We start from the raw sequence: 23,817 nt of genomic DNA, 5'->3' as shown, positions 1-23,817 counted from the left end.
GCCGGGAAGGGCCCCGGCGTGGACCATTCACGCGCACCGATCCTGGAAGCCCTCGCCGCCTACCACGCGAGCGGGCAGACCCCGTTCACCCCGCCCGGCCACAAACAGGGGCGGGGGGTGGATCCCCGGGTCGCCGAGGTCATGGGCCTGGACGTCTTCCGGTCGGACGTGCTGGCCACGGCCGGGCTCGACGACCGGCGCGCGTCTGGGGGCGTCGTCCAGGAGGCCGAGGAGCTGATGGCCGACGCCGTCGACGCCGACCAGGCGTTCTTCAGCACGTGCGGCAGCTCGTTGTCGGTCAAGACGGCGATCATGGCGACGGCCGGGCCGGGCGAGAAGCTGATCATCGGCCGGGACGCGCACAAGTCGGTCGGGTCCGGCCTGGTCCTGACCGGGGTGATCCCGGTCTGGGTCGACCCGACGTGGGACCACGAGCGGCAGCTCGCCCACCCGCCGTCGGTCGAGGCGTTCGCCGCCGCCCTGAAGGCCCATCCCGACGCCAAGGGCGTCCTGGTGGTCAGCCCGACGCCCTACGGCACCTGCGCCGACCTGACCGAGCTGACCCGGGTCTGCCACGAGCACGGACGACCGCTTCTGGTGGACGAGGCCTGGGGCGCCCACCTGCCGTTCCATCCCGACCTGCCCACCTGGGCGATGGACGCCGGCGCGGACATGTGCGTGACGTCCGTCCACAAGATGGGATCGGCCCTGGAGCAGAGCTCGGTCTTCCACCTGCGGGGCGACCGCATCGACCCGGCCCTGCTCAAGGCCCGCTCCGACCTGCTGAACACCACGAGCTCGTCGGTGCTGATCTACGCCGCGCTCGACGGCTGGCGGCGGCAGATGGTCGAGCACGGCCGCGCGACGTACGACCGCACCCTCGCGCTGGCCCACCACGTGCGCGCGGCCGCCGACGACCTCGACGGCTTCCACGTGTACGGCCGCGCCGACTACGACGGCATGATCGCCGACATGGACCCGCTCCAGGTCGTCGTGGACGTCTCCGCGACCGGCGCCTCGGGCTACGCGATGGCCGACTGGCTGCGGGAGCACCACCAGATCAACATGCACCTGTCGGACCACCGCCGCATCAGCGCCCAGCTCAGCCACGCCGACGACGAGAAGTCGGCCGAGGCCCTGCTGGCCGCCCTGAGAGACCTGGCCGACCGCGCCGGCGAGCTGCCGGCCGCCCAGGTGCGGGTGCCCGGCGACCTGCGCCTCGACCAGGTGATGGCGCCGCGCGACGCCTTCTTCGCCGAGACCGAGCCGGTCCCCGCCGACCGGGCCGCCGGGCGGATCTCCGCCGAGATGCTCACGCCCTACCCGCCGGGCATCCCGGCCGCGCTGCCCGGCGAGCGGCTCACCGGCGACGTGCTGGCGTATCTGACCACCGGGTTGCGGTCGGGCATGGTCATCCCGGACGCGTGGGACTCCTCGCTGGAGACGATCCGCGTCGTCAAGGAGTAGCGGCGCACGGCTGTGGTTAGCCCCCGGCAGCGGGGGTAAGGGAGTCCACCTGGCCGAACAGCGTGCCATCTCGTCGGCTCCCCCAAGGCGCAGCCGACCCCTGCTGATCATCGAAGGTGTTCCGTCATGGACGCTCAGCAGACCGATGTCGTGGCCTTCCTCGTCCGCCAGCACGCGGAGATCAACGATCTGTTCACCGAAGTCACGGCGACCGACGGCGCGGCCCGCGAAGAGGCCTTCCGCCGCCTCGTCCGCCTGCTCGCCGTGCACGAGACGGCCGAGGAGGAACTCGTCCACCCCTACGTCCGGCAGGTCGTGGACGGCGGCGACGGCATCGCCGACGACCGGCTCCGCGAGGAGAACCAGGCCAAGCGGCTGCTCGCCGACCTCGACCAGATGGGCAGCGACCACCCCGACTTCCCCAAGCACCTGGAGATCCTGCGGGTCGAGGTGCTGGCCCACGCCCGCGCCGAGGAGCGGTACGAGTTCACCCACCTGACCCGTGAGGGCGACCCGGCGCGGCTGGCCAAGATGACCGCCGCCGTCCAGGCCGCCGAGAAGATGGCCCCCACCCGGCCGCATCCGGGCGTCGAGTCGGCGACCAGGAACCTGCTGCTGGGCCCGCCCGTGGCGATCATGGACCGGGCCCGCGACGCCATCCGCAAGGCGATGGGAGAGGGCCGATGACGTTCAATCCCCTGCGTGAGCGCGGCATCCCGCTCGACCGGCAACTCCGCTCCTGGCGCGAGCTGGCCGTGACCCCCGTCGACCCCGAGCACTCCGACCCCTACACCCGCTGCCGCATCATCACGCTGAACGGCATCGAGGTCGAGGCGATCCTTTTCAGTCACCAGATGGCCCGCCACGCCCCGAGCCTGGAGCTCAAACAGCACCTGGCCCGGGTGCGTTACATCGAGGCCCAGCAGCAGAAGGCGGTCAACTGGCTGCTGCCCGGCCTCGCCTCGGTCCTGGAGACGACCATCGCCTACGAGCAGGTCGCCGTCGACCTCACCGCGTGGGTCGCCCGGATGGAACCCGACCCCTACCTCAAGCAGGCCTACCAGTTCGGCGTCCTGGAGGACTTCGACCACCTCTACCGGTACGCCAACCTCTACGAGATGATCGAGCACCGCCGCGCCGAGAAGATCGTCGACGGGCTGACCGAGGTGATGCCCGGACGGCCGACGTACCTGCACCACCGCGATCCGATCGACAACGTCCGGCAGAGCTACGACAAGGACGCCACCGCGCCGATCTCCAAGCTGCACGCCCTCACGATCATGTCGGCCGAGCAGCAGACGATGAACTTCTACATGAACGTCGGCCCGACGTACATGGAGCCGATCGCCCGCTAGCTCTACCAGGAGATCGGGATGATCGAGGAGGAGCACGTCACCCACTACGAGTCCCTGGTCGACCCGGGCGAGACCTGGTGGGAGATGCTGCTGCACCACGAGTACAACGAGTGCTACCTCTACCACTCGTTCATGGAGACCGAGAGCGACCCGAAGGTGAAGGCCATCTGGGAGCTCCACCTGAACATGGAGCTCGAACACCTGCGGCTGGCCGCCGAGCTGTTCAGGGAGCACGACGGCCGCGACCCGGAGCAGGTGCTCGCCCCCGAACTGCCCGCGCCGGTGACCTTCGAGCCCAACAAGGGCTACCTGCGCGAGCTCACCGCCACGCAGATCGACTACACGACGATCGGAACGGGTTACGTCCAGGACGCGCACGAGCGGTTCGAGGCCATGCAGAACGCCGTCATGGGTAGCGAGAGCCCGGCCTCGGAGCTGGTGATCGCCGAGAACGCCGGCAAGTCCGGACGCGAATACCGGCTCGAGACGGAGGGGCCGCATCCCGTACCGAGCCTCCGGCTGGACCGCCCGGCCGGATGACGAGAGGGGCGTGTCATGGAAAGCAGAGCCAAGGCCCTCGGCCATCCCATCCACCAGGTGCTCATCGTCTTCCCGCTGGGCCTGCTCGTCACCGGGGTGGTCTTCGACGTCATCCGCCTGTTCACCGGCGGCGCCGGCTTCGCGCTGGCCGCCGCCTACGTCATCGCGGCCGGGGTCGTCGGCGGCGTGATCGCGGGCGTCTTCGGGCTGGTCGACTGGCTCGCCGTCCCGGCGGGCACCCGGGCCCGGCGCATCGGCGCCTACCACGGGATCGGCAACGTGGTGGTGCTGCTGCTCTTCGCGGGCAGCTGGCTGCTGCGCGCCGGCGCGGTCGACTGGACGCCCGGCGCCTGGGCTCTGGTGCTGAGCTTCGCCGGGGTGGTGCTGGGCGGCGTGACCGGCTGGCTGGGCGGCGAGCTGGTCGACCGGCTCGGCGTGGGCGTGCACGACGGCGCCAACCTCGACGCGCCCAGCTCCCTGACCCACCACCGGGCCGCGTGACGGAGGGGGCGCCATGAACGGCGAGTCCAGCGTGCGGTTCATCGGGAACGCGACCACGGTGATCCGCCACAACGGCTTCACCCTGCTGACCGACCCCAACTTCATGCACCGGGGGCAGCGGGCGCATCTGGGGTACGGCCTGACCACGCGGCGGCTCAGGGAACCCGCTCTCGACGTCTCGGAACTGCCGCCGCTGGACGCCGTGGTGCTCTCGCACCTGCACGACGACCACTGGGACAAGACCGCCAGAGACGGCCTCGACCACGACCTGCCGGTGCTGACCACCGAGCACGCCGCCCGGCGGCTGCGCCGGCAGGGGTACGGCAACGCCATCGGGCTGCCCGCCTGGCGGAGCCACGAACTGCACAAAGGAGACCGTTCACTCACGATCACGGCGCTGCCCGCCCGGCACGCGCCCGGCGCGGCCCAGTTCCTGCTGCCGCCCGTCATGGGCGGCATGCTGGAGTTCACCGGCGCCGACGGCCTGGTCGACCTGCGCGTCCACATCAGCGGGGACACCCTGCTCGACCGCCGTCTCGAACGCATCACCACCCGGTTCCCCGACGTCGACCTGGCCATCGTCCACCTGGGCGGCACCAAGATCCTGGGCCTGATGCTGGTCACCATGGACGGGGAACAGGGCGCGGGCTGGGTCAAACTGATCGATCCGCGCGCCGTCATGCCGGTGCACTTCGACGACTACGACGTCTTCACCTCGCCCATCGAGGACTTCCACCGGCACATGGAACGGGCGGGCCTGGCCGACCGGATCCGCTACGTCGAGCGCGGGGAGGCCCTCTCGCTCCAGGAGACGACGTGAGGCCGCCGGTCGGGGAGTTCCTGGCCGACCTCGAAGCCTGGGTGCGGATCCCGTCGGTCTCGGCGGTCGCCGGGCACGCGCCGGACGTCGCCCGGTCGGCCCGCTGGCTGGCGGCGTACCTGGAGGAGATGGGCTGCCCGGAGGTCGAGGAGTGGCCCACCGGCGGCGGGACCGCCGTGTACGCCCGCTGGCCCCGCCCTCACCCGGACGCGCCCACCGTGCTGGTCTACTCGCACCACGACGTGCGGGAGGTGCGGCCCGACCACTGGCGGGAGACCCCGCCGTTCGACCCGGTGGTGCGCCGCGGCCGCGTCTACGGCAGGGGCGCCTCCGACGCGAAGGGGCAGGTGCTGTGCCACCTGTGGGCGCTGCGCACCCTGCTGGCCGCCGGCGACCTGCCCGTCGGCGTGACCCTCCTCGTCGAGGGCGAGGAGGAGATCGGCTCGCCGCATCTGACCGGCCTGCTTGCGGAGCACGGCGACCGGCTGGCCGCCGACCTGGTGATACTCAGCGACACCCTGTTGTGGTCGGCCGGCCAGCCGGCGGTGTGCACGGGGGTGCGCGGCCTGGTCGGCCTCACGCTGGAGATCCGCGGCCCGGCGGTCGACGTGCACGCCGGGGTGGCCTCCGGCGCCGCGCCCAACCCGCTGCGCGAACTGTGCCGCCTGCTCGGCGGGCTCGTCGACGGCGACGGCCGGATCACCGTGCCGGACTTCTACGACGCCGTCGCCGAGACGCCGCCGGAACTGGCCTTCTTCCCGTTCGACCCCGGCGACTGGCTGGCCCGTACGCGGACCTCCTTCATCGGCGGGGAGAAGGGCCGCAGCGTGCCCGAACGGTTGTGGACCCGCCCGGCGGTGGAGATCGAGCAGGTGCTCGGCGGGACCGGCGTGACCTCGTCGCGGGGCGTCATCCCGTCGGCCGCGTCGGCCTCGCTGGTCTTCCACATCGTCCAGGGCCAGAACTCCGGCAAGGCCGCCGCGCAGATCCGGCAGTGGGTGAGCGAACAGGTCACCGACGGCTACGAGTACACCCTGACCTTCGCCGACACCCTCTCCGAGCCCTACGTCACCCCGCCCGGCCACCCGGCGGTCGCCGCGCTGGAACGAGCGATGTCCCGGGCCTGGGGGCGGCCCGCCGGGCGGATGCGCAACGGCGGCGGCGCCCCTGCCGACCTGCTGGCCCGCCGGCTGGACAGCCCCGTGGTGTTCTTCGGGACCGGCCTGCCGGAGGACCGCTGGCACGACGCCGACGAGAGCGCCGACGTCGGCGTGCTGCTCAAGGGGGTGCAGACCCTCGTCCACCTGCTGGGCGAGGAGCTGACGGCCTAATCGCCGCCGGGTTCGGTCATCCGGCGGGTGAGCCGTGCCTTGGCCGTCTCGGGCAGCACCTTGCCGGCCAGGTTCTGCGCCAGGTTCTTCTTCGAACCGGCGACCACGTGGTCGTCGCCGCTCATCAGCGCCGCGTACCCCTGGCGGGCGACCTCGGCCGGGTCGTCCTTGTCGGCCGAGCCGACCTTCGTGTCCTGCATCCCGGCCCGCCGGAAGAAGTCGGTGTCGGTCGGGCCGGGCAGCAGCGCCGTCACGGTGACGCCGGTGTCCTTGAGCTCCTCGCGGATCGACTCGGCGAAGGAGTAGAGGAACGCCTTGGACGCGGCGTAGACCGCGTGGAAGGGCCCCGGCATGGTGCCCGCGATCGACGAGGTGAACAGCACCCGGCCGCGGCCTTTCTCGACCATCGCGGGCAGCACCCGCTTGGCCAGGTGGACGGACGACACGACGTTGAGCTTGATCAGCTTGAGCTCCGCGTCGAAGTCGGTCTCGCGGGCGAAGTCGCCGCCGACGCCGACGCCCGCGTTGATCGCGACCGCGTCGAGCGGGCGGCCGGACGCCGTGGCGCGCAGATGGAGCTCCTCGACCCCTTCGTAGTGGGCCAGGTCGGCGCGGACCGCCGAGACGGCGGCGCCCAGGTCCTCCAGGGCGCGGGCCGCTTCGAGCAGGCGTTCGTCCTCCGCCGCCACGACCAGGTCGAAGCCGTTCTGGGCGAACTGACGGGCCAGTTCGTAGCCGATTCCGCTCGACGCGCCGGTCACCAGGGCCAGCGGCCGGTTGTCAGGGGTGATCATGAGACCGCCTTCGAGGCTGGTTGAGAACAGCGGCCGGCCTGTCGACGAGGACCCCTGTCACAACAGAACGTGCTCACAGCGCGGCTGTTGTGCTGTTCCCCGGTCGCTACCCGGCTCCGCGCGAGGCAATCACCGCGCGTGCTGCCCGGCCGCGATCGTGCGCAGGGCCTCGACCAGGTCCTGGGCCGTGGGCGCGGTGTCGGGGTCGACCAGCCACTGGGTCGCCAGGCCGCCGAGCAGCGCCTGGTAGAACGCCCCCACCGCCATCGCCCTGCGTTCGTCGGCCTCGGGGTCGAGGTTCTCGAAGAGCGCGGCCAGCCCCAGCCGGGCCTGCCGGTTGGCGTTCGCGAACGCCTCGCGCACCTCGGGCAGCCGGTCCATCTGGGCGACGAGTTCGAACTGGATGGCCCACAGGGGCCGCAGCCGGACGTAGGACTCGATGATCTGCGTCCAGATCGCCTCGAAACGCTGGAGCGGCGTGGCGCCGGGCGGGGCCTCGGTCGTCAGGGCCCGCTCGATCTCCTTGCCCCAATCCTCCATCGCCTCGATGAGGGCCTCGTTCAGCAGCGCCTTCGTCGATCGGAAGTGGTAGCCGATGGCGGCGAGGCTGGTGCCGGCCGCTTCACCGTCGTGGAGCGCGCCCCGGCGGCGCGGATCCGCGTCCAGATGTTCCTGCTGCGGCTGATGCCCCACCTGCCGGGCAGGGAAGGCATGATCAGGCGGGTCACCGAGCCGATCCGCACGGCCGCGAACGCGATCACGCTCAAGGACTACGGCCGGGCGTCGAGCAGCGCCTCGTAGGCCTCGGGCGCGGTGGTCTCGCAGCCCAAGCGGTGGCCGGTCAGCTCCCCGTGGTCGTCGCTCGACCCCGTCACGACCAGCCCGAGTTCCTTGGCCAGGCCGCGCAGCTCCTCGCGCGCGGTCGTGGTGTGGTCGCGGTGGTCGACCTCGACGCCGGCCAGCCCGGCGGCGGCCATCTCGGCGATCCACTCGTCGGGCACCACCCGGCCGCGTTTGGCCGACCTCGGATGCGCCAGCACCGCCACGCCCCCGGCGGCGCGGGTCAGTTCGACGGCGCGCACCGGATCGAGGGCGTAACGCGCCACGTGGGCGCGGCCGCCCGAGCCGATCCACCGGTTCGAGAAGGCCTCTTCGAAGTCGGCGACCGCACCGACCTGCACCATCGCCCGCGCGACGTGAGGGCGGCCGATGACGCCGCCGCCCGCGATGCGCTCGACCATATCCAGCGTGATCGGGACGCCCAGCTCGATCAGCCGGGCCACCATCTCGGCGGCCCGGCCGTCTCTGGCCTCGCGGATCAGTGCCGTCTCCCGGGCCAGGCCCGGGTGGGCGGGGTCGAACAGGTAGGCGAGCATGTGGATGCTCATGCCGTCGCGGCGGCACGACAACTCCATGCCGGGCACGAGGGTCAGGCCGTCGGGCAGGTTCGCCAGGGCCTCGGCGTGGCCGCCGACCCCGTCGTGGTCGGTGAGGGCCAGCACGTCGAGACCGGCCTCGCGGGCGCGCCGCACCACCTCGGCGGGGCGTTCGGTCCCGTCGGAGGCGGTGCTGTGGCTGTGGAGGTCGATCCGCACCCGATCAGGATTCCACGGGCTCCCGCTGCGCCGCCATGAAGGCGTCGATCAGGTCGTCGGGCAGTTTCCCGCGCGCGGGCACCTCCAGGTCCTGCCCTCTGGCCCAGTCGCGGACGTCGGTGTTGGTGAAGCCCTGGAGCTTGCTCGGCTCGGCCGGCTTGCGGCCCCGCCCGGCCTGCTTGACCTCACGGCCCTTCTCGATCGCCAGCTCGATCAGGCCGACGGCCTCGGCGAGGCGTTCGTTGTTGGCCTCCGACAGGTCGATCGCGAACAGCTTGTCGAGCAGGCGGAACTCCCGCCGCGAGACGTCTTCCCCTTCGGACGCGTCGAGATCATCGATCAGGACGACCTTCTCGGCCACGTGGCTACTCCCCCGGTCTTCACGATTACGGAAGCCGACAGCCTATTCGATCTGCTGCCACCACCCGTCCACAAGCGGCGGCTCGTCGACGGCGAACCGCTCGCCCGGCCGGGGCACGGCCAGGTGGACGCCGCGGCCCTTCGCCTCCCGCCACAACCGGTCGACCGGCTCGCCCCACGCGTGGAAGGCCAGCGTGAACGTGCACCAGTGGACGGGAACCAGCAGCCCGGCGTTCAGGTCGAGGTGGGCGCGGACCGCCTCCTCGGGCGTCATGTGGATGTCGGGCCAGCTCTCGCTGTAGGCGCCGATCTGCACCAGCGCCACGTCGAACGGGCCGTGGCGGCGGCCGATCTCGGCGTACCCCTCGAAGTAGCCGGAGTCGCCGGTGTAGAAGACCTTGCGGCGCTCGCCGGCCACCACCCACGAGCCCCACAACGTGGTGTTGCGGGTGAAGGTGCGGCCGGAGAAGTGGCGGGCCTCGGTGAGGGTGAGGGTGAGGCCCCTGATGGTGACGCTCTCGTTCCAGTCGAGCTCGACGATGCGCGACTCGGGCACCCCCCACCGCTCCAGGTGGGCGCCCACGCCGAGGGGGACGACGAAGGGGGCGTCCTGGAAGCCGGTGAGGGCCTGGACGGTCCGCATGTCGAGGTGGTCGTAATGGTCGTGGGAGATCACGATGACGTCGAGCCGGGGCAGCATGTCGATCGGCAGCGGCGGCTCGTGGTTCCGGCGGGGGCCGGCGAACGGCACCGGCGAGCACCGGTCGCTCCACACCGGGTCGAACATGACCCGGCGGCCCTCGATCTCGGCCAGCACGGTCGCGTGGCCGTACCAGACGACGTCCAGATCGCTGATGGGCTCGGACGCGGGCGTCAGCACGGGGATCGCGCCGCGCGGGCGGCGCTGCTCGCGGCCGAACAGGAGGTCGCGGAGGATCTTGGTACTCTCCTCGCGCGGGGTGACGACCGCGGGCGCCGAGTTGGCGAACGCGGTGCCGCGGAACTGCGGGGAACGGCGGACCCGGTCGGCGCGCACGCCGGTGGGGTGGGCGCCCATCGCCTCGGGGACGTCGCGCAGCTTCCACGCGACTCCAGCGGCCAGTGCCCCCGCGACAAGCCATCCGGTTTTTCGCATACGTGGAATGGTGTCACAGCACCTTGATCACCCGGCCGGGAGAGCCCGTGTCGCGCCGCGAGTGGCTACAGTGCCAAGAGATGAACCAGGAAAAATCCCGCCATGTCATGTCGACCGCGCCCCTGGGGTGTAGTTGCGGGGCCGACCTGCCCGACCAGATGTCGGCCGAACTCCACGCCTCCGAGGCCAATCTCTGCACGGCCTGCTTCGGCACCCTAGAAGAAGAGCCCTTCCCCGGCTGGCGACGCCGCTGCCTGTCCTGCGGCGGAACGGGCCGCCGCGGCCCGCAGCTCGTCTGGGAACTGGCGCACGCCGAAGCCGAGACCGTCATCCCGGTCAGGGTCGTCCTGGCCCTGCTGCCCGGCCGCCCGTTCCGCCTGTCGGAGCTCGCCGACCTGGTACGCGAACGCCTCAACCTGCCGCCGGGCAAACTACCGGTCGGCCCGCGGGTCCGCGACGTCCTGCTCCAGTTGCAGCAGGAGGGCGAGGTTGCGCTCATCTCCGCGCCCGAACAGCTTCTGGACGATTCGGGAGCGGTCCTCTATGACGACCCATACTGGGTGAAGACCGTCCGATAAGGTTCTTATCGTGCGTGATCATGGAGCTGACCCGCGCCCGTCGCGGGGCGCCGTCCGCGAGGTCCACCGGATCGACCGCGCGGCCCGGATGGAGTACTCGCCCGACCTCGACGGCCTGGCCGACCCGGGCGAGGTCGTCTGGACGTGGGTTCCGTACGAGGAGGACCCGTCTCGCGGTAAGGACCGCCCGCTGCTGGTCGTCGGCCGGCATGGGCGCCGGCTGCTCGGCATGATGTTGTCGAGCAAGGGGGACGACTCGCCGGACTGGCTGCCGCTGGGGGTGTGGGGCGGCGATACTCGCCCGTCTTTCCTTCGGCTCGACCGCGTTTTCGAGATGGACGAGGACGACATTCGGCGGGAAGGGGCGGTGTTGGATCCGGTGCGGTTCGCGCGGGTGGCGGCGGTGCTGAAGAAGACGTGGAGCTGGGCTGCGGACGGGTGAGGTCTGCTCGCCTTTGGTCGGTCTACCTATGGCAGCCTAACCAGTGGGGCTGCGCCACAGCGGCGGGGCCTGCGGACTTTTAATCCGTAGGTTCAGGGTTCGAATCCCTGGCGCCCCACCACTCTTGACCTGCGCGTCCTCCCAGGTCCAAGATCCCCCGATCATGGCCTGGGACACGGATGGGTCATACCTGGGTCATCCACCCGCACCTCCCCCGGCGCACCTTCCGGGCAGCTCTGCGGGCCGCTGACATCACCTGATGCGCCGTTGCCCTGGCGGCCTCGTGTTGCAGTTCCGGCAGCACCGAGGTGTAGGTGTCGGCGGTCAGCACGATGCTGGCGTGCCCCACCTGGTCTTGGACCACCGGCAGATCCACGTGCGCGGCCAGCGCCATCGTCACGGCGCCGTGCCGCAGGTCATGCAGCCGCACCGGTGGCAGCCCGCTCTCTCGAACCAGCTTACGGAACCGGTAAGTCAGGTAGTCCGGTGCCACCGGGCTGCCGTCCATCCGAGTGAAGACCTGCGCCCTGCCGTCACAGAACCTTCCCTCAGTTCGCTGCTCACGTTCGTGGCGGCGCAGTAGCCGGACCGTTTGCGGATCCAGCGCGACCGTACGCCTACTGGCCTGGCTCTTCGGCGGGAAAGACACCAGCCTTCCACCGACCTGCACCAGTTGCCGGACCACGGCGAGTTCGGCGGTCTCCAGGCTGAGATCCACCCAGCGCAGGCCGGCGAGTTCCCCCCGGCGAAGCCCACGCAGCGCCGCCAGCCACCACAGCGGGAACAAGGCATCACCGCGGACGCCGTCCAAGAAGTCCACCAGCTGCGGCACCGTCCAGACCGCCACAGTCGGCCTCTCACCGGTCGCCCTCCACACCGCCACCCGCCGATCGGTCCACACCTGCGCCCTCGGACGCGGCGCGGCAGGCAACCGCAACCCACGAGCGGGATTGGCGTCGATCAGCCCTTCCCGGACGGCCTCGTTCAGCGCCGCCCGCAACGTGGCACGGATCCGTTCCAGCGACGCCGCCGCCAACGGCCTGCCGTACCGGTTCCGGCGCCCGGCCAACACCATGAACATCCGCCGCACATCGCGGAAGGACAGCTCCGCCAGCCTGATTCGCCCCAGCGCCGGGAGCAGGTGCAAACGGACGTGATCCGCGTACCCCTGACGTGTCCTCGGCCGGATGCCCTGATCGGTTGCCAGCCAGTAGCGGAGCCACTGCGCCACGGTGCATGCCGCCCCGATGCCCCCGCCGTGTTCAGACGCGATCATCTGCAGCCCTGCTTGTTCGGCTTCCCCTGCGCTGGCGTATCCACCCCGCCGCATGCGCTCCCGCTGCCCCGACAGGCCCTGAACCTGCACGGCGAAATACCACGAGCCATGCCCGTCCTCGGCCAGCCTGGGACACCCGCTCCGCCCGGTGCAACCGCACCTCTTGTAGATCACCGGATGACTCTCACCCATCGTTATCACCCTCCTCCTTAAAACGGAGAAACGTGAATCCGGCGATCGTGACGGCATCGATCATGCAAGAAACGCCTCAAGAGGCCGAGATCGGCGCGGCCCTTGTCAGCAGATGGCATGAACCGGAGAGCGTCTCGGCCATTCGGCCTGGATCTCGATCCACGAATCCGCGTCGACTGCACCACCCCGGTCAGTCGGGCCGGCCATCACCGACCACACGGGGACTCCTTAGCTACCGGGTTCTAGGGAAACAAGGGCCACATCCGGCTACGCCAATCACAGCGTCCAGCGCAGTCTCAGCCTCGCCGCCAATGCCTTTCACTCACTCAATGACGCCGCCACCGATCGAGCCTTCTAGCTGACACCAACGGAGCCGAGTGGGGCTGTGGAGAAACAGCGCCCTCTTCACAACGACGTGATCAAGACGTGGCCCTGGGATCAGGGGTGTCACGAGGCGCTGCGAACATCCAGTCTGGGCTCACCAGTAGCCACAAACTGCCAGGTGCCATCACGGACGGCTCAGGACATCTGCGAAGACTTCTTCGGAATTCTGGCGGCCCAAATGACGCCGGACGGCGTCGGCCCCTGCGGGCTTCCACCCCGGAGTCGATCAGCTCGCGCCGGGAATCGCTGATGTCGCCGAGTCATCCATGCAGATGAAGATCGCTCAGGAGACACTCGGCCACGCCTCCTCGACCTTCACCCGCGACGACTTCACCTCGCTGCAGATCTTGCACCCGCGGCCGAGACGACGGCTCGCGGGCCTTGGCCACCGCCTCCACGCTGACGAAGGCTGAGCCGACCATCCCTTGCTAGTTTGATCCAAAAATGGATATCTGGGGGTTTCAGGAAGCCCTCCGCGCCCTTTGAGTGAAGGTATGGGGATTCAGACCGGTGGATTGATCTTGGGGCTGGATCGCGCGTGACGGAGGCACCGGTATCTGTATGGATCCGCTGATCAGCCTGGTGTTACTGATCGTCAGCCCTCGGCCGTGGCGGACCCTGGGCTCCGCGATAGGGGCCTGATTCGGGGGGCGATCGGCTACCGCATTCAGCGCAGGGCGTTCGTGTCGTTGCCCGCGATCATCGCCGGGAACCAAGAGATGTCGGCGAATCCGCAATTCGCCCCCACGACAAATTCAGATAGGCCGGTGCGGAGGGTCGCGGAGTCGCGTCCGACCTTCTGGCTGGGAAAGTCCGACGGCGCATTGCGGCCGAGATCAGCGAAACCCGGCAGGGATGGGCCAGACCACGCGGAACCGTGAGGGGACATGGCGATGGCGAGGGCAGTGGGCATCGATCTGGGCACGACGAACTCCGTGATCGCGACGACCGAGGACGGCCATCCAACGGTCATCCCGAACGCCGAAGGGTCGCGGACCACACCGTCGGTGGTGGGTTTCACCGACCAGGGTGAGGTCCTGGTCGGCCAGATGGCCCGCCGCCAGGCGATCCTGAATCCGAAGGGGACGATCTATTCGGCCAAGCGGTTCATGGGCCGGCGGTTCGACGAGGTGCACGACGAGACCAAGGCGGTCTCGTTCGACGTCGCGGCGGGTCCCGACGGGGCCGTACGGTTCAAGGTCAGGGACAGGCAGTACGCGCCCGAGGAGATCTCGGCGTTCGTGCTGAGAAAGCTGATCGCCGACGCGGCGAAGTTCCTGGGCGAGAAGGTCACCGAGGCCGTCATCACCGTGCCCGCCTACTTCAACGACGCCCAGCGTCAGGCCACCAAGGACGCCGGGAAGATCGCCGGCGTGGAGGTCCTGCGCATCATCAACGAGCCGACCGCGGCGGCGCTGGCCTACGGCCTGGACAAGAAGGGCAGCGAGACCGTCCTCGTCTTCGACCTGGGCGGCGGGACGTTCGACGTCAGCATCCTCGACATCGGCGATGGCGTGGTCGAGGTCCGCTCCACGGCTGGGGACACCCATCTGGGCGGCGACGACTTCGACCGCCGGATCGTTGACCATCTGGCCGACGAGTTCCAGCGTCAGGACGGCATCGACCTGCGCGCCGATCCGCAGGCCCTGCAGCGGCTCTTCGAGGCGGCGGAGAAGGCCAAGGTGGAGCTGTCGGCGGTCAGCCAGACCCAGATCAGCCTTCCGTTCATCACGGCGGACGCGAATGGGCCCAAGCACCTGAACACCACGCTGATGCGGTCCACGTTCGAGCAGATCACCGGCGACCTGATCGAGCGGGTCAAGGGCCCGGTCGAGCAGGCCATGGGCGACGCCAAGCTGACCTCGGCCGACCTCGACGAGGTGATCCTGGTCGGCGGGTCCACCCGCATGCCCGCGGTGCAGCAGACGGTGCGCCGCATGACGGGCAAGGACCCCAACATGACGGTCAACCCCGACGAGGTCGTGGCGCTCGGCGCGGCGGTCCAGGCGGCGGTCATCAGGGGCGAGGTCAAGGACGTCGTGCTGCTCGACGTCACCCCGCTCTCGCTCGGAGTGGAGACGCTCGGCGGTCTCATGACGAAGGTCATCGAACGGAACACCACGATCCCGGCCCGCCGGACCGAGATCTTCAGTACCGCCGAGGACAACCAGTCGGCCGTCGACGTGGTCATCCTTCAGGGCGAGCGGGAACGCGCCGCCGACAACCGGGTGCTCGGCCGGTTCCGGCTGGAGAACATCCGGCCTGCACCGCGCGGGGTGCCGCAGGTCGAGGTCACCTTCGACATCGACGCGAACGGCATCCTCAACGTGACCGCCAAGGACAAGGACACCGGAGCCGAGCAGCGCATCACGATCAGTGAGAGCGCCAACCTGGACACCAGCGAGATCGACCGGATGATCGCCGACGCCGAGCGGCACCGCGCCGACGACGTCGCCCTCCGCGAGGCGGTCGACGCCCGCAACGAGCTGGACTCGATCGCCTACCAGGTGGAGCGGCGCCTGTCCGAGCTCGGGGACGCCGTCCCGGTGCACGAGAAGGCCCGGGCGGAACAGTTGATCGCCGAAGCCCGCCAGGCCATCAAGGAGGAGGCGCCCGCCGATCGGCTGCGCATCCTGGCCGGAGAGCTCCAGCAGGTCTTCCACGCGCTGGGCGCCGGCGCTCAGCCGGGACAGCCCGAGCAGCAGACGGGGCCGCAGCCGGGGCAGCCCGGCGCGGGCGGGCCGGACGACGACGTGATCGACGCCGAGTTCACAGAGCCGGAGTGACATGACCGACCAGGACAGAAATCCACGTCAGGGTCGTGTTCCAACGGCCGAGGCCATGGACGCCGGAACCGGCGCCCCCAGCGAGGACACCGGCACAGCAGCTGATACGGGGGCCGACACGGACACCCGGTTGGAGGAGCTGCACGACCGCTGGCTACGCGCAGCCGCCGAGCTGGACAACCTCCGTAAGCGCACGGCCAGGGACCTCACCAGGCAGCGGCTCGACGAACGGGCTAGGGTCGCCGCGGAGTGGCTGCCGGTCGTCGACAACCTCGAACTGGCGCTGCGGCACGCGGACGACGCCGGTGCCGACCCGATCATCGAAGGCGTCCGCTCTGTCCGCGACCAGGCGGTTGCCGTGCTCGCGCGGCTGGGCTTCCCGCGCGTCGAGGATCTCGGGGCCCAGTTCGATCCCGCCAGGCACGAGGCCGTGAGCACGTTGGAGGACCCGGAGGCCGAGCCGGGCACGGTCGTCGCCGTCGTACGGCCCGGTTACGGCGAGGGCCCTGACCAGTTGCGCCCCGCGTCGGTCGTCGTGTCGACCAAGGCGGAGGACTGATGGCTGATCGCGACTTCTACAAAGTTCTCGGCGTGCCGCGAACGGCCAGCCGCGAGGAGATCCAGCGGGCCTACCGCAAGCTCGCGCGTTCCTATCATCCCGACGTCAACAAGGACCCCAGCGCCGAAGACCGCTTCAAGGAGGTGTCGGAGGCCTACGAGGTGCTGTCCGATCCCGAGACCCGGCGGCGCTACGACGCGTTCGGCCGGGACTTCCGGCAGGTGCCCGAGGAAGTGGACCCGGCGGAGTACGCCCGGGCCCGAGCCGGGGCGGGCACGGGAGGCCGGGCCGGATGGGCACGCGAGCCGACCGGGCAGGGGGTCCGGTTCGAGACCGGCGAGGGCATCGACTTCGAGGACCTGTTCGGCGGCATGTTCGGAGGCCGCGCGGGCCGCGCGGGCCGAGGCTGGGGGCCGATGCCCGGCGCCGACCAGGAGGCCGAGCTGCCGCTGACGGTCGAGGAGGCCTACCGCGGCGGCCACCGCACGATCACCCTGCCCCGCGCCGGAGGTTCCCGGACGCTGGAGGTCACGATCCCTCCGGGCGTCCGGGACGGGCAACGGATCCGGCTCGCGGATCAGGGCGGCGAGAGCACGGGCGGCGCGAAGAGCGGCGACCTCTACCTGATCGCCCGCATCACCGATCATCCGCGCTACCGCGTCGAGGGACGGGACGTCCACGTCCAGCTTCCCCTCACCCCGTCGGAGGCCGCGCTGGGCGCGACCGTGGCGGTGGAGACCCCCGGTGGCGAGGCGAAGGTCACAGTGCCGCCCGGTTCCTCCTCCGGACGCCGCCTGCGCCTGCGGGGCCAGGGCATGCCCCACCCCCGCGGCGCTCCCGGGGACCTGTTCGCCGAGGTCCGGATCATGGTCCCCCGCACGCTGAGCGCCGAGGAACGCCGTCTCTACGAGCAGTTGGCGGACGTCTCGAGCTTCGATCCGCGTGCCGAATCGGAAGGGAGGACCCGGCCATGAGCCATCCGCTCGTCCGGCTCCCGCTCCTGGACCTGGAATCCTTCGCGCGGGTGACCGGCCTGCATCCGGAGCTGGTGTGCCGCCTGGTCGCGCTCGGCCTGCTCGACGCCTTCCGTGACCCGGCGGGGGACCTGTGCTTCCCGCCCTCCCAGCTCGCCGCCGCCGGGCGCCTCCAGCGGCTGCACACGCAACTGGCTGTCAACTACGCCTCTCTGGGCCTGGTGGCGGACCTGCTCGACCGCATCGCGGAGCTCGAAGCGGCTCTGCGGACCCGCACGAGAACTCAGGGAGGCATGCCGTGGACGTGAACCGACTGACGCAGAAGTCGCAGGAAGCCCTGCGGGGCGCCCAGACCAAGGCGACCCGTTTCGGCCACACCGAAGTCGACGGCGAGCATCTCCTGTCGGCGCTGCTGGACCAGCCGGAGGGGCTGGCCCCCCGTCTGCTCTCGGCCGCCGGCGCCGACGCCGACAAGCTGGCGCTGGAGGTGGAGGCCGAGCTGGCACGCCGGCCCCGCATGACCGGTCCCGGCGCAGCCCCCGGCCAGGTCTACCTGACCCAGCGGCTGTCCCGCCTGCTGGAGGCGGCCGACCAGGAAGCCAGAAGGCTGAAGGACGAGTACGTCTCGGTCGAGCACCTGCTGCTGGCGCTGCTCGACGAAGGTCCGGACACCTCCACCGGACGGCTGCTCAAGGCACACGGGCTGAACCGCGAGCGTTTCCTGGAGGTCCTCACGCAGGTGCGCGGCAACCAGCGCGTCACCTCCGCCACCCCGGAGGCCGCCTACGAGGCCCTGGAGAAGTACGGCCGCGACCTGGTGGCCGCCGCCAGGGCGGACAAACTCGACCCGGTGATCGGCCGCGACGGCGAGATCCGCAGGGTCGTGCAGATCCTGTCGCGCAAGACCAAGAACAATCCCGTGCTCATCGGCGATCCGGGCGTCGGCAAGACCGCGATCGTCGAGGGCCTCGCCCAGCGCATCGCCCGGGGTGACGTCCCCGAGGGACTGAAGGACAAGACGATCTTCAGTCTCGACGTGGGCGCCCTCGTCGCGGGGGCGAAATACCGGGGCGAGTTCGAGGAGCGCCTCAAGGCCGTGCTGACCGAGGTCACCTCGGCGGAGGGCCGGATCCTGCTGTTCGTCGACGAGGTCCACAACGTCGTCGGCGCGGGCGCGGCCGAGGGCGCCATGGACGCGGGGAACATGCTGAAGCCGATGCTGGCCCGAGGCGAACTCCACATGATCGGCGCCACGACGGTCACCGAATACCGCAAGCACATCGAGAAGGACGCCGCGCTGGAGCGCCGCTTCCAGCCCGTCTTCGTGGACGAGCCGACGGTGGAGGACTCCATCTCCATCCTGCGCGGCCTGCGCGAGCGCCTTGAGGTGTTCCACGGCGTGAAGATCGCCGACAACGCCGTCGTCGCCTCGGTCGTCCTGAGCCATCGCTACATCAGCGACCGCTTCCTGCCCGACAAGGCGATCGACCTGGTCGACGAGGCGTGCGCGATGCTGCGTACGGAGATCGACTCCATGCCCGCGGAGCTGGACGAACTCACCCGCCGGGTGATGCGTCTGGAGATCGAGGAGGCGGCCCTCGCCGACGAGGACGACCCGGCGAGCCGGACCCGCCTGGAGGCGCTGCGCGCCGAGCTCGCCGACGTGCGCGCCCAGGCCGACGCCATGCGCGCCCAGTGGGAGGCCGAGCGGCACGCCCTGCACAGGGTGCAGGGCGTCCGCCAGGAGATCGAGGCGGTCCGGCGCGAGGCCGAACAGGCCGAGCGCGTGTACGACCTCAACCGCGCCGCCGAGCTGATGCACGGCAGGCTTCCCGAGCTGGAACGCAAACTGGAGGCCGCGGAGGGGCAGCTGGAGTCCAAGCACGGCGCGGGACGGCTGCTCCGTGAGGTCGTGACGGAGGAGGAGATCGCCGGCATCGTGTCCCGCTGGACCGGCATCCCGGTCAGCAGGCTCCAGGAGGGCGAGCGGGGCAAACTGCTGCACCTCGACCAGATCCTGCACGGGCGCGTCATCGGCCAGGACGAGGCCGTGCAAGCGGTCGCCGACGCGATCATCAGGGCGCGTTCGGGGATCAAGGACCCGCGCCGGCCCATCGGCTCTTTCGTCTTCCTCGGCCCGACCGGCGTCGGGAAGACCGAACTGGCCAAGACCCTCGCCGAGGCGCTGTTCGACACCCAGGACAACATCGTCCGCGTCGACATGAGCGAGTACCAGGAGCGCCACACGGTCAGCCGGCTGGTCGGCGCCCCGCCCGGATACGTCGGCTATGAGGAGGGCGGCCAGCTCACCGAGGCCGTCCGGCGCAAGCCCTACTCGGTCGTGCTGTTCGACGAGATCGAGAAGGCCCACACGGATGTCTTCAACACCCTGCTCCAGGTGCTCGACGACGGGCGGCTCACCGACGCCCAGGGCCGTACGGTCGACTTCCGCAACACCGTGATCATCATGACGTCCAACATCGGCTCGCACTTCCTGAGCGAGAAGGCCGGCCCGGGGGGCGAGATCGACCCCGAGGTCCGCGAGATGGTGATGGCCGAACTGCGCGCGCGGTTCCGGCCAGAGTTCCTCAACCGGATCGACGACATCGTGTTGTTCAAGCCGCTCACCGAGCCGGAGATCGAGCAGATCGTGGCCCTGATGTTCACCGAGATCAGGGTCCGGCTCGCCGAACGCGGGATGGGGCTGGAGGTCACCCCCGAGGCGGTGCGCTTCATCGCCGAGCAGGGCTTCGACCCCGTCTACGGAGCGCGTCCGCTGCGCCGCTTCATCGCCCGCGAGGTCGAGACCCGCGTCGCCCGCGCCCTGGTCGCCGGCGACGTCCGCGACGGCGCGGTCATCCGGGTCGGGATGACCGGCGGCACACTTTCGGTGGCGTACGAGAACCCGGAGGTCTGACCATGCGGTCACCGACCAAGGATGCGAGGGTCGTGTCGTGCTCCACCTGCGGACGGAGGAACCGGCTGCCGCGTGCCGATTCGGGGATCCCGCGGTGCGGCCAATGCCACCAGCCGCTTCCCTGGGTCACCGAGGCCGGTGACGACGACTTCAGCGAGGTCGTCGAGGCGGCCCGGATCCCGGTGCTCGTCGACTTCTGGGCACCCTGGTGCGGCCCCTGCCGCATGGTCAGCCCGGCGCTCGAACAGATCGCGGCCGAACGTGCCGGCCGCCTGAAGCTGGTGGAGGTGAATGTGGACGAAGCGCCCCGGCTCTCGGAACGCTTCACCGTACGGGCCATCCCGACGCTCGCCATGATCGATCAGGGCCGGGTCGTCACCCGGCGATCGGGCGCGGCGCCGGCTCCCGTCCTCCGTGAGTGGGTGGACCATGCGCTGGCCGCCTGAGATCCAAGAGACGCCCGACCCGCAGGGGGCCTACCCGAGGCTGAGCGACGCGCAGTTCCAGGCGCTCGCCCCGCACGGCGAGCGGCGCCGGGTCCGCCGGGACGAGGTTCTGTACGCGGAGGGTGTTCCATGCGCCGAGTTCTTCGCCGTCCTGGCCGGCAAGGTCGCGACGGTCGAGGGATTCGGAGGCGACGAACGGGTGATCGGCGTCCACGGGGCAGGCCGGTTCCTGGGAGAGCTCAACGTACTCACCGGCCAGGTGGGCTTCGTCACCGGCGTGGTGGCCGAGGACGGCGAGGTCCTCGCCGTCCCGGCGGACGCGCTCCGCCGCCTGGTCGCCGGGGATCCGGGACTCGGCGACCTGATCCTGCGCGCCTACCTCATCCGCCGCACGATGCTCATCGGACTGGGCGCTGGATTCCGCATCATCGGCTCCTGCTTCTCCGCCGATTCCCGGCGGCTGCGGGAGTTCGCGGCACGCAACCGGCTGCCGCACCGGTGGATCGACCTCGAGAAGGATCAAGAGGCGGAGCGATTCCTGCGGAGCATGGGCGTCACCCCGGAGGAGACCCCGGTCGTTATCCTGCGCGGCGAGACGGTGCTCCGCAACCCGAGCACTACGGAGCTGGCCAGGGCGATCGGGCTCCCGGCGCCACAGGTGCGGCAGACCCGATGCGACCTGCTCGTCATCGGGGCCGGACCGGCGGGCCTGGCGGCGGCGGTCTACGGAGCGTCGGAGGGCCTCGTGACGCTGGCCCTGGAGAACGTCGCGACGGGCGGTCAGGCGAGCACCTCCTCCCGGATCGAGAACTACCTCGGCTTCCCGGCCGGGCTCTCCGGCGGCGAACTGGCGGAGCGGGCGGTGATCCAGGCCGACAAGTTCGGCGCGCAGCTCCTGGTCCCCGCACAGGCATGCGAACTGCACCTGGACGCGGGTGATCACATCGTCACCGTCGGGGAGGGCGGCGCGATCCACGCGCGCACCCTGATCATCGCGACCGGCGTCCGCTACCGGAGGCTCGACGTCCCGAACCTGGAGAAGTTCGAGACCACGAGCGTCTACTACGCGGCGACCATGGTCGAAGCCCAGATGTGCGAGCAGGAGCCGATCGTCATCGTAGGCGGAGGCAACTCGGCCGGTCAGGCCGCCCTGTTCCTGGCCCGGCACGCCGCCTGTGTCCGGCTGCTCGTGCGGGAGGACGCGCTGTCCAGGACCATGTCCCGCTACCTGGCCGTCGAGATCGAACGGCACTCCCAGATCCAGATCCTGCTGAACACCGAGGTCCGGGAGCTGATCGGAGAGGACAAGCTCGCCGCGGTCAGCGCCGAGGACAACCGCACCGGCGAGCGTTCCACGATCGAGGCCCGCGCGATGTTCATCTTCATCGGCGCGGAGCCGTACACCACCTGGCTGGCCGACGAGATCGCGCTCGACCCGCAGGGCTACATCCTGACGGGCGCGGACGCCACCCGGTCCGGCAGGCAGGACACGCCCGACTCCGCCGGTCGGCCGTTCCCGCTGGAGACGAGCAGGGCGGGCGTGTTCGCGGCCGGGGACGTGCGGAGCGGGTCGGTCAAGCGGGTGGCCGCGGCGGTCGGTGAAGGCGCCATGGCCGTACGGCTGATCCACGACTACCTCCAGGCCGGGGAGTGACTCCGGGCCGGAAGGAAGGAGACCTCCATGGTTCTCATGGCGGTGCCGAGATTCGAACGGTTCTTCCGCAGCGCCGCAGGTGTCGACGTCGACAAGAACGACCTGCGGCGCTACGGCGACTTCGTGAACGACAAGGTCCACGATCTGCTGGTGATGGGCCAGGCCCACGCCAAGGCGAACCATCGCGACGTCATCGAACCCAGCGACCTGCCCGTCACCAAGGGCCTCCAGGAGAGCATCCACCGGTTCCGGAACCTGGACGAGGACATCGAGCTGAAACCGATCCTGGAGCAGCTCGCCACGCTGCCTCCGCTGGACCTGTCGATCGGCGAGGAGACCGTCGACCGCCTGCCGGAGATCGTCGGCGGCCTGTCGGTGGCACTGGCCCAGACCTTCAAGATCGTGGATCCGGAGGTGAAGAACCCCGCGACCGAGCAGTGGGAGCGCACGATGAGCGTCTTCAATCTGCTGCTCTGACCGGGGCGCACGGGCAAGGCGATCCAGCGACCACAACCACATGCGAGGAAATCATGAGAGCAGTCGTATACAACGGACCTCGACAGGTCGATGTCGAGCAGGTCCTCGACGCGCGCATCGAGCAACCCACCGATGTCCTGGTACGCATCACCACGACCAACATCTGCGGGTCGGACCTGCACATGTACGAAGGCCGGACCGACTTCGAGACAGGCCGGATCCTCGGCCACGAGAACCTCGGCGAAGTGGTCGAGACCGGACCGGCCGTCTACCACGTCCGCGTCGGCGACCTGGTCTGCATGCCGTTCAACATCTCGTGCGGCTTCTGCGAGAACTGCGAGAAGGGCCTGACGGCCTACTGCCTCACCACCAATCCCGAGCCGGGCATGGCCGGGGCGGCCTACGGTTTCGCGGACATGGGCCCCTACAGCGGCGGCCAGGCCGAGCTGTTGCGCGTGCCGTTCGGCGACGTCAACTGCCTCGTCCTGCCAGAGGACGCACAGGAGAAGCAGAACGACTACGTGATGCTCGCCGACATCTGGCCGACCGGCTGGCACGCGACCCAACTCGCCCAGGTGGAGGCGGGCGACACGGTCGTGGTCTACGGAGCGGGGCCCGTCGGTCTGATGGCGGCCTACTCCGCCACGATCAAGAGCGCGAGCAAGGTGATGGTCGTCGACCGCCACCCCGACCGGCTCGCCAAGGCCGAGGAGATCGGCGCGATCGCGATCGACGACTCCAAGGCGTCACCGGTCGATCAGATCATGGAGCTCACCGACGGCCTGGGCGCCGACCGGGGCTGCGAGTGCGTGGGTTACCAAGCGCACGACCCGCAGGGGAACGAGCACCCCAACATGACGCTCAACGACCTGGTCAAATCGGTCAAGTTCACCGGGACCATCGGCGTCGTGGGCGTCTTCATCCCGACGGACCCCGGCAGCCCGGACGATCTCTTCAAGCAGGGCGAGGTCGCCTTCGACTACGGGATGTTCTGGTTCAAGGGCCAGAAGATCGGCAACGGCCAGTGCAATGTGAAGAGCTACAACCGGAAGCTCTCCCGGCTCATCCACGAGGGGAAGGCCAAGCCGTCCTGGGTCGTCTCACATGAGCTGAACCTGGACGACGTACCGGGTGGCTATGAGCACTTCGACCGGCGGGATCCCGGCTGGACCAAGGTCGTCATCCACCCCAACCAGCTCAACTGAGCCCACAGCGGCCGGCCCCCGAATGGGGA

At 70.1% G+C, this 23,817-nt stretch carries 24 protein-coding genes and 1 tRNA gene; 19 read left to right on the top strand and 6 right to left on the bottom strand.

What is annotated here, in order from left to right:
- Positions 1–18: 18 nt before the first annotated feature.
- The 7 genes from AW274_RS19825 (at position 19) to AW274_RS19800 (ending at position 6,014) form a co-directional block, all read left to right on the top strand.
- Positions 19–1,467, top strand: a complete 1,449-nt coding sequence (locus AW274_RS19825; protein WP_062434334.1) for an aminotransferase class I/II-fold pyridoxal phosphate-dependent enzyme — start codon at positions 19–21, stop codon at positions 1,465–1,467.
- Between the two features lie 126 nt (positions 1,468–1,593).
- Positions 1,594–2,154 (top strand): hemerythrin domain-containing protein, encoded by a 561-nt coding sequence (locus AW274_RS19820; protein WP_062434331.1) that lies wholly within the window; start codon positions 1,594–1,596, stop codon positions 2,152–2,154.
- The gene (locus tag AW274_RS42060) at positions 2,151–2,822 is read left to right on the top strand and encodes a hypothetical protein (protein WP_232320189.1); all 672 of its coding nucleotides are present in this window, start codon (positions 2,151–2,153) and stop codon (positions 2,820–2,822) included. Before AW274_RS19820 ends, AW274_RS42060 begins: the two co-directional genes overlap by 4 nt.
- An 18-nt stretch (positions 2,823–2,840) precedes the next feature.
- A complete protein-coding gene (locus tag AW274_RS42055; RefSeq protein WP_232320188.1) occupies positions 2,841–3,362 on the top strand; it encodes a ferritin family protein in 522 nt (173 codons plus the stop codon).
- Positions 3,363–3,377: 15 nt separating this feature from the next.
- The gene (locus tag AW274_RS19810; protein ID WP_062434328.1) at positions 3,378–3,863 is read left to right on the top strand and encodes a DUF2231 domain-containing protein; all 486 of its coding nucleotides are present in this window, start codon (positions 3,378–3,380) and stop codon (positions 3,861–3,863) included.
- A 13-nt stretch (positions 3,864–3,876) separates the two neighbouring features.
- Entirely contained in the window at positions 3,877–4,683 is an 807-nt protein-coding gene (locus AW274_RS19805; protein WP_062434325.1) for an MBL fold metallo-hydrolase, read from the top strand.
- Positions 4,680–6,014 (top strand): M20/M25/M40 family metallo-hydrolase, encoded by a 1,335-nt coding sequence (locus AW274_RS19800; protein ID WP_062434322.1) that lies wholly within the window; start codon positions 4,680–4,682, stop codon positions 6,012–6,014. Before AW274_RS19805 ends, AW274_RS19800 begins: the two co-directional genes overlap by 4 nt.
- On the opposite strand, the gene AW274_RS19795 is transcribed toward AW274_RS19800, so the two are convergent.
- The 5 genes from AW274_RS19795 to AW274_RS19775 all read right to left on the bottom strand — a co-directional run bounded on the left by AW274_RS19795 (position 6,011) and on the right by AW274_RS19775 (position 9,898).
- Complete coding sequence (locus AW274_RS19795; protein WP_062434319.1) at positions 6,011–6,808, bottom strand: SDR family NAD(P)-dependent oxidoreductase; 798 nt, start codon at positions 6,806–6,808, stop codon at positions 6,011–6,013. The two genes, AW274_RS19800 and AW274_RS19795, sit on opposite strands and share 4 nt — an antisense overlap.
- Before the next feature lie 129 nt (positions 6,809–6,937).
- Positions 6,938–7,501 (bottom strand): TetR family transcriptional regulator C-terminal domain-containing protein, encoded by a 564-nt coding sequence (locus AW274_RS19790; RefSeq protein WP_062434316.1) that lies wholly within the window; start codon positions 7,499–7,501, stop codon positions 6,938–6,940.
- 77 nt (positions 7,502–7,578) lie between these two features.
- Positions 7,579–8,403 (bottom strand): PHP domain-containing protein, encoded by an 825-nt coding sequence (locus AW274_RS19785; RefSeq protein WP_062434313.1) that lies wholly within the window; start codon positions 8,401–8,403, stop codon positions 7,579–7,581.
- Positions 8,404–8,407: 4 nt separating this feature from the next.
- Entirely contained in the window at positions 8,408–8,764 is a 357-nt protein-coding gene (locus tag AW274_RS19780) for an Lsr2 dimerization domain-containing protein (RefSeq protein ID WP_062434309.1), read from the bottom strand.
- Between the two features lie 42 nt (positions 8,765–8,806).
- Positions 8,807–9,898, bottom strand: a complete 1,092-nt coding sequence (locus tag AW274_RS19775; protein ID WP_062434306.1) for an MBL fold metallo-hydrolase — start codon at positions 9,896–9,898, stop codon at positions 8,807–8,809.
- Between the two features lie 80 nt (positions 9,899–9,978).
- On the opposite strand from AW274_RS19775, the gene AW274_RS19770 reads away from it, so the two are divergent.
- From AW274_RS19770 to AW274_RS19760, 3 genes are all read left to right on the top strand, one after another.
- Positions 9,979–10,476: a hypothetical protein gene (locus AW274_RS19770; protein WP_062434304.1), complete on the top strand. Its 498-nt coding sequence runs from the start codon at positions 9,979–9,981 to the stop codon at positions 10,474–10,476.
- A 10-nt stretch (positions 10,477–10,486) separates the two neighbouring features.
- On the top strand, positions 10,487–10,918 hold the full coding sequence (locus AW274_RS19765; RefSeq protein ID WP_062434295.1) for a type II toxin-antitoxin system PemK/MazF family toxin: 432 nt from the start codon (positions 10,487–10,489) through the stop codon (positions 10,916–10,918).
- Between the two features lie 45 nt (positions 10,919–10,963).
- Positions 10,964–11,039 (top strand) — tRNA-Lys (locus AW274_RS19760).
- Positions 11,040–11,102: 63 nt separating this feature from the next.
- Here the strand turns inward: AW274_RS19760 and AW274_RS19755 are convergent.
- Positions 11,103–12,368: a tyrosine-type recombinase/integrase gene (locus AW274_RS19755; RefSeq protein WP_062434292.1), complete on the bottom strand. Its 1,266-nt coding sequence runs from the start codon at positions 12,366–12,368 to the stop codon at positions 11,103–11,105.
- Between the two features lie 1,295 nt (positions 12,369–13,663).
- On the opposite strand from AW274_RS19755, the gene dnaK reads away from it, so the two are divergent.
- Genes dnaK through AW274_RS19710 form a run of 9 tightly spaced genes read left to right on the top strand, consistent with a single transcriptional unit; the run spans position 13,664 to position 23,788 of the window.
- Positions 13,664–15,556, top strand: coding sequence for a molecular chaperone DnaK (gene dnaK / locus AW274_RS19750; RefSeq protein WP_062434738.1), 1,893 nt, complete (start codon positions 13,664–13,666; stop codon positions 15,554–15,556).
- A gap of 55 nt (positions 15,557–15,611) precedes the next feature.
- Positions 15,612–16,115, top strand: a complete 504-nt coding sequence (locus AW274_RS19745; protein ID WP_198169291.1) for a nucleotide exchange factor GrpE — start codon at positions 15,612–15,614, stop codon at positions 16,113–16,115.
- A complete protein-coding gene (locus tag AW274_RS19740; RefSeq protein WP_062434289.1) occupies positions 16,115–17,089 on the top strand; it encodes a DnaJ C-terminal domain-containing protein in 975 nt (324 codons plus the stop codon). Before AW274_RS19745 ends, AW274_RS19740 begins: the two co-directional genes overlap by 1 nt.
- Positions 17,086–17,397, top strand: a complete 312-nt coding sequence (locus AW274_RS19735; protein WP_062434287.1) for a chaperone modulator CbpM — start codon at positions 17,086–17,088, stop codon at positions 17,395–17,397. The genes AW274_RS19740 and AW274_RS19735 overlap by 4 nt, the downstream gene beginning before the upstream one ends.
- Positions 17,388–20,006, top strand: a complete 2,619-nt coding sequence (clpB, locus tag AW274_RS19730) for an ATP-dependent chaperone ClpB (RefSeq protein WP_062434284.1) — start codon at positions 17,388–17,390, stop codon at positions 20,004–20,006. Before AW274_RS19735 ends, clpB begins: the two co-directional genes overlap by 10 nt.
- A gap of 2 nt (positions 20,007–20,008) precedes the next feature.
- A complete protein-coding gene (gene trxA / locus AW274_RS19725) occupies positions 20,009–20,452 on the top strand; it encodes a thioredoxin (RefSeq protein ID WP_062434281.1) in 444 nt (147 codons plus the stop codon).
- On the top strand, positions 20,436–22,106 hold the full coding sequence (locus AW274_RS19720; RefSeq protein ID WP_062434278.1) for an FAD-dependent oxidoreductase: 1,671 nt from the start codon (positions 20,436–20,438) through the stop codon (positions 22,104–22,106). Before trxA ends, AW274_RS19720 begins: the two co-directional genes overlap by 17 nt.
- A gap of 27 nt (positions 22,107–22,133) precedes the next feature.
- Complete coding sequence (locus tag AW274_RS19715; protein ID WP_062434275.1) at positions 22,134–22,583, top strand: DUF1931 family protein; 450 nt, start codon at positions 22,134–22,136, stop codon at positions 22,581–22,583.
- Positions 22,584–22,636: 53 nt separating this feature from the next.
- The gene (locus AW274_RS19710) at positions 22,637–23,788 is read left to right on the top strand and encodes a glutathione-independent formaldehyde dehydrogenase (RefSeq protein WP_062434273.1); all 1,152 of its coding nucleotides are present in this window, start codon (positions 22,637–22,639) and stop codon (positions 23,786–23,788) included.
- Positions 23,789–23,817 lie beyond the last annotated feature (29 nt).

Source organism: Herbidospora daliensis (genome assembly GCF_001570585.1).
Lineage (GTDB): Bacteria > Actinomycetota > Actinomycetes > Streptosporangiales > Streptosporangiaceae > Herbidospora > Herbidospora daliensis.
Note: the sequence above shows the minus strand (reverse complement) of the source record. Positions and strands in the feature narration are given on the sequence as shown.

Bases quoted from the DNA above. Each gene is read 5' to 3' on its own strand.
- AW274_RS19775 (WP_062434306.1), bottom strand. From the start codon at position 9,898: ATGCGAAAAACCGGATGGCTTGTCGCGGGGGCACTGGCCGCTGGAGTC.
- AW274_RS19740 (WP_062434289.1), top strand. From the start codon at position 16,115: ATGGCTGATCGCGACTTCTACAAAGTTCTCGGCGTGCCGCGAACGGCC.
- AW274_RS19745 (WP_198169291.1), top strand. From the start codon at position 15,612: ATGGACGCCGGAACCGGCGCCCCCAGCGAGGACACCGGCACAGCAGCT.
- AW274_RS19770 (WP_062434304.1), top strand. From the start codon at position 9,979: ATGAACCAGGAAAAATCCCGCCATGTCATGTCGACCGCGCCCCTGGGG.
- AW274_RS19715 (WP_062434275.1), top strand. From the start codon at position 22,134: ATGGTTCTCATGGCGGTGCCGAGATTCGAACGGTTCTTCCGCAGCGCC.
- AW274_RS19805 (WP_062434325.1), top strand. From the start codon at position 3,877: ATGAACGGCGAGTCCAGCGTGCGGTTCATCGGGAACGCGACCACGGTG.
- dnaK (WP_062434738.1), top strand. From the start codon at position 13,664: ATGGCGAGGGCAGTGGGCATCGATCTGGGCACGACGAACTCCGTGATC.
- AW274_RS19820 (WP_062434331.1), top strand. From the start codon at position 1,594: ATGGACGCTCAGCAGACCGATGTCGTGGCCTTCCTCGTCCGCCAGCAC.
- AW274_RS42055 (WP_232320188.1), top strand. From the start codon at position 2,841: ATGATCGAGGAGGAGCACGTCACCCACTACGAGTCCCTGGTCGACCCG.
- AW274_RS19795 (WP_062434319.1), bottom strand. From the start codon at position 6,808: ATGATCACCCCTGACAACCGGCCGCTGGCCCTGGTGACCGGCGCGTCG.
- AW274_RS42060 (WP_232320189.1), top strand. From the start codon at position 2,151: ATGACGTTCAATCCCCTGCGTGAGCGCGGCATCCCGCTCGACCGGCAA.
- AW274_RS19810 (WP_062434328.1), top strand. From the start codon at position 3,378: ATGGAAAGCAGAGCCAAGGCCCTCGGCCATCCCATCCACCAGGTGCTC.
- trxA (WP_062434281.1), top strand. From the start codon at position 20,009: ATGCGGTCACCGACCAAGGATGCGAGGGTCGTGTCGTGCTCCACCTGC.
- AW274_RS19710 (WP_062434273.1), top strand. From the start codon at position 22,637: ATGAGAGCAGTCGTATACAACGGACCTCGACAGGTCGATGTCGAGCAG.
- AW274_RS19720 (WP_062434278.1), top strand. From the start codon at position 20,436: ATGCGCTGGCCGCCTGAGATCCAAGAGACGCCCGACCCGCAGGGGGCC.
- AW274_RS19735 (WP_062434287.1), top strand. From the start codon at position 17,086: ATGAGCCATCCGCTCGTCCGGCTCCCGCTCCTGGACCTGGAATCCTTC.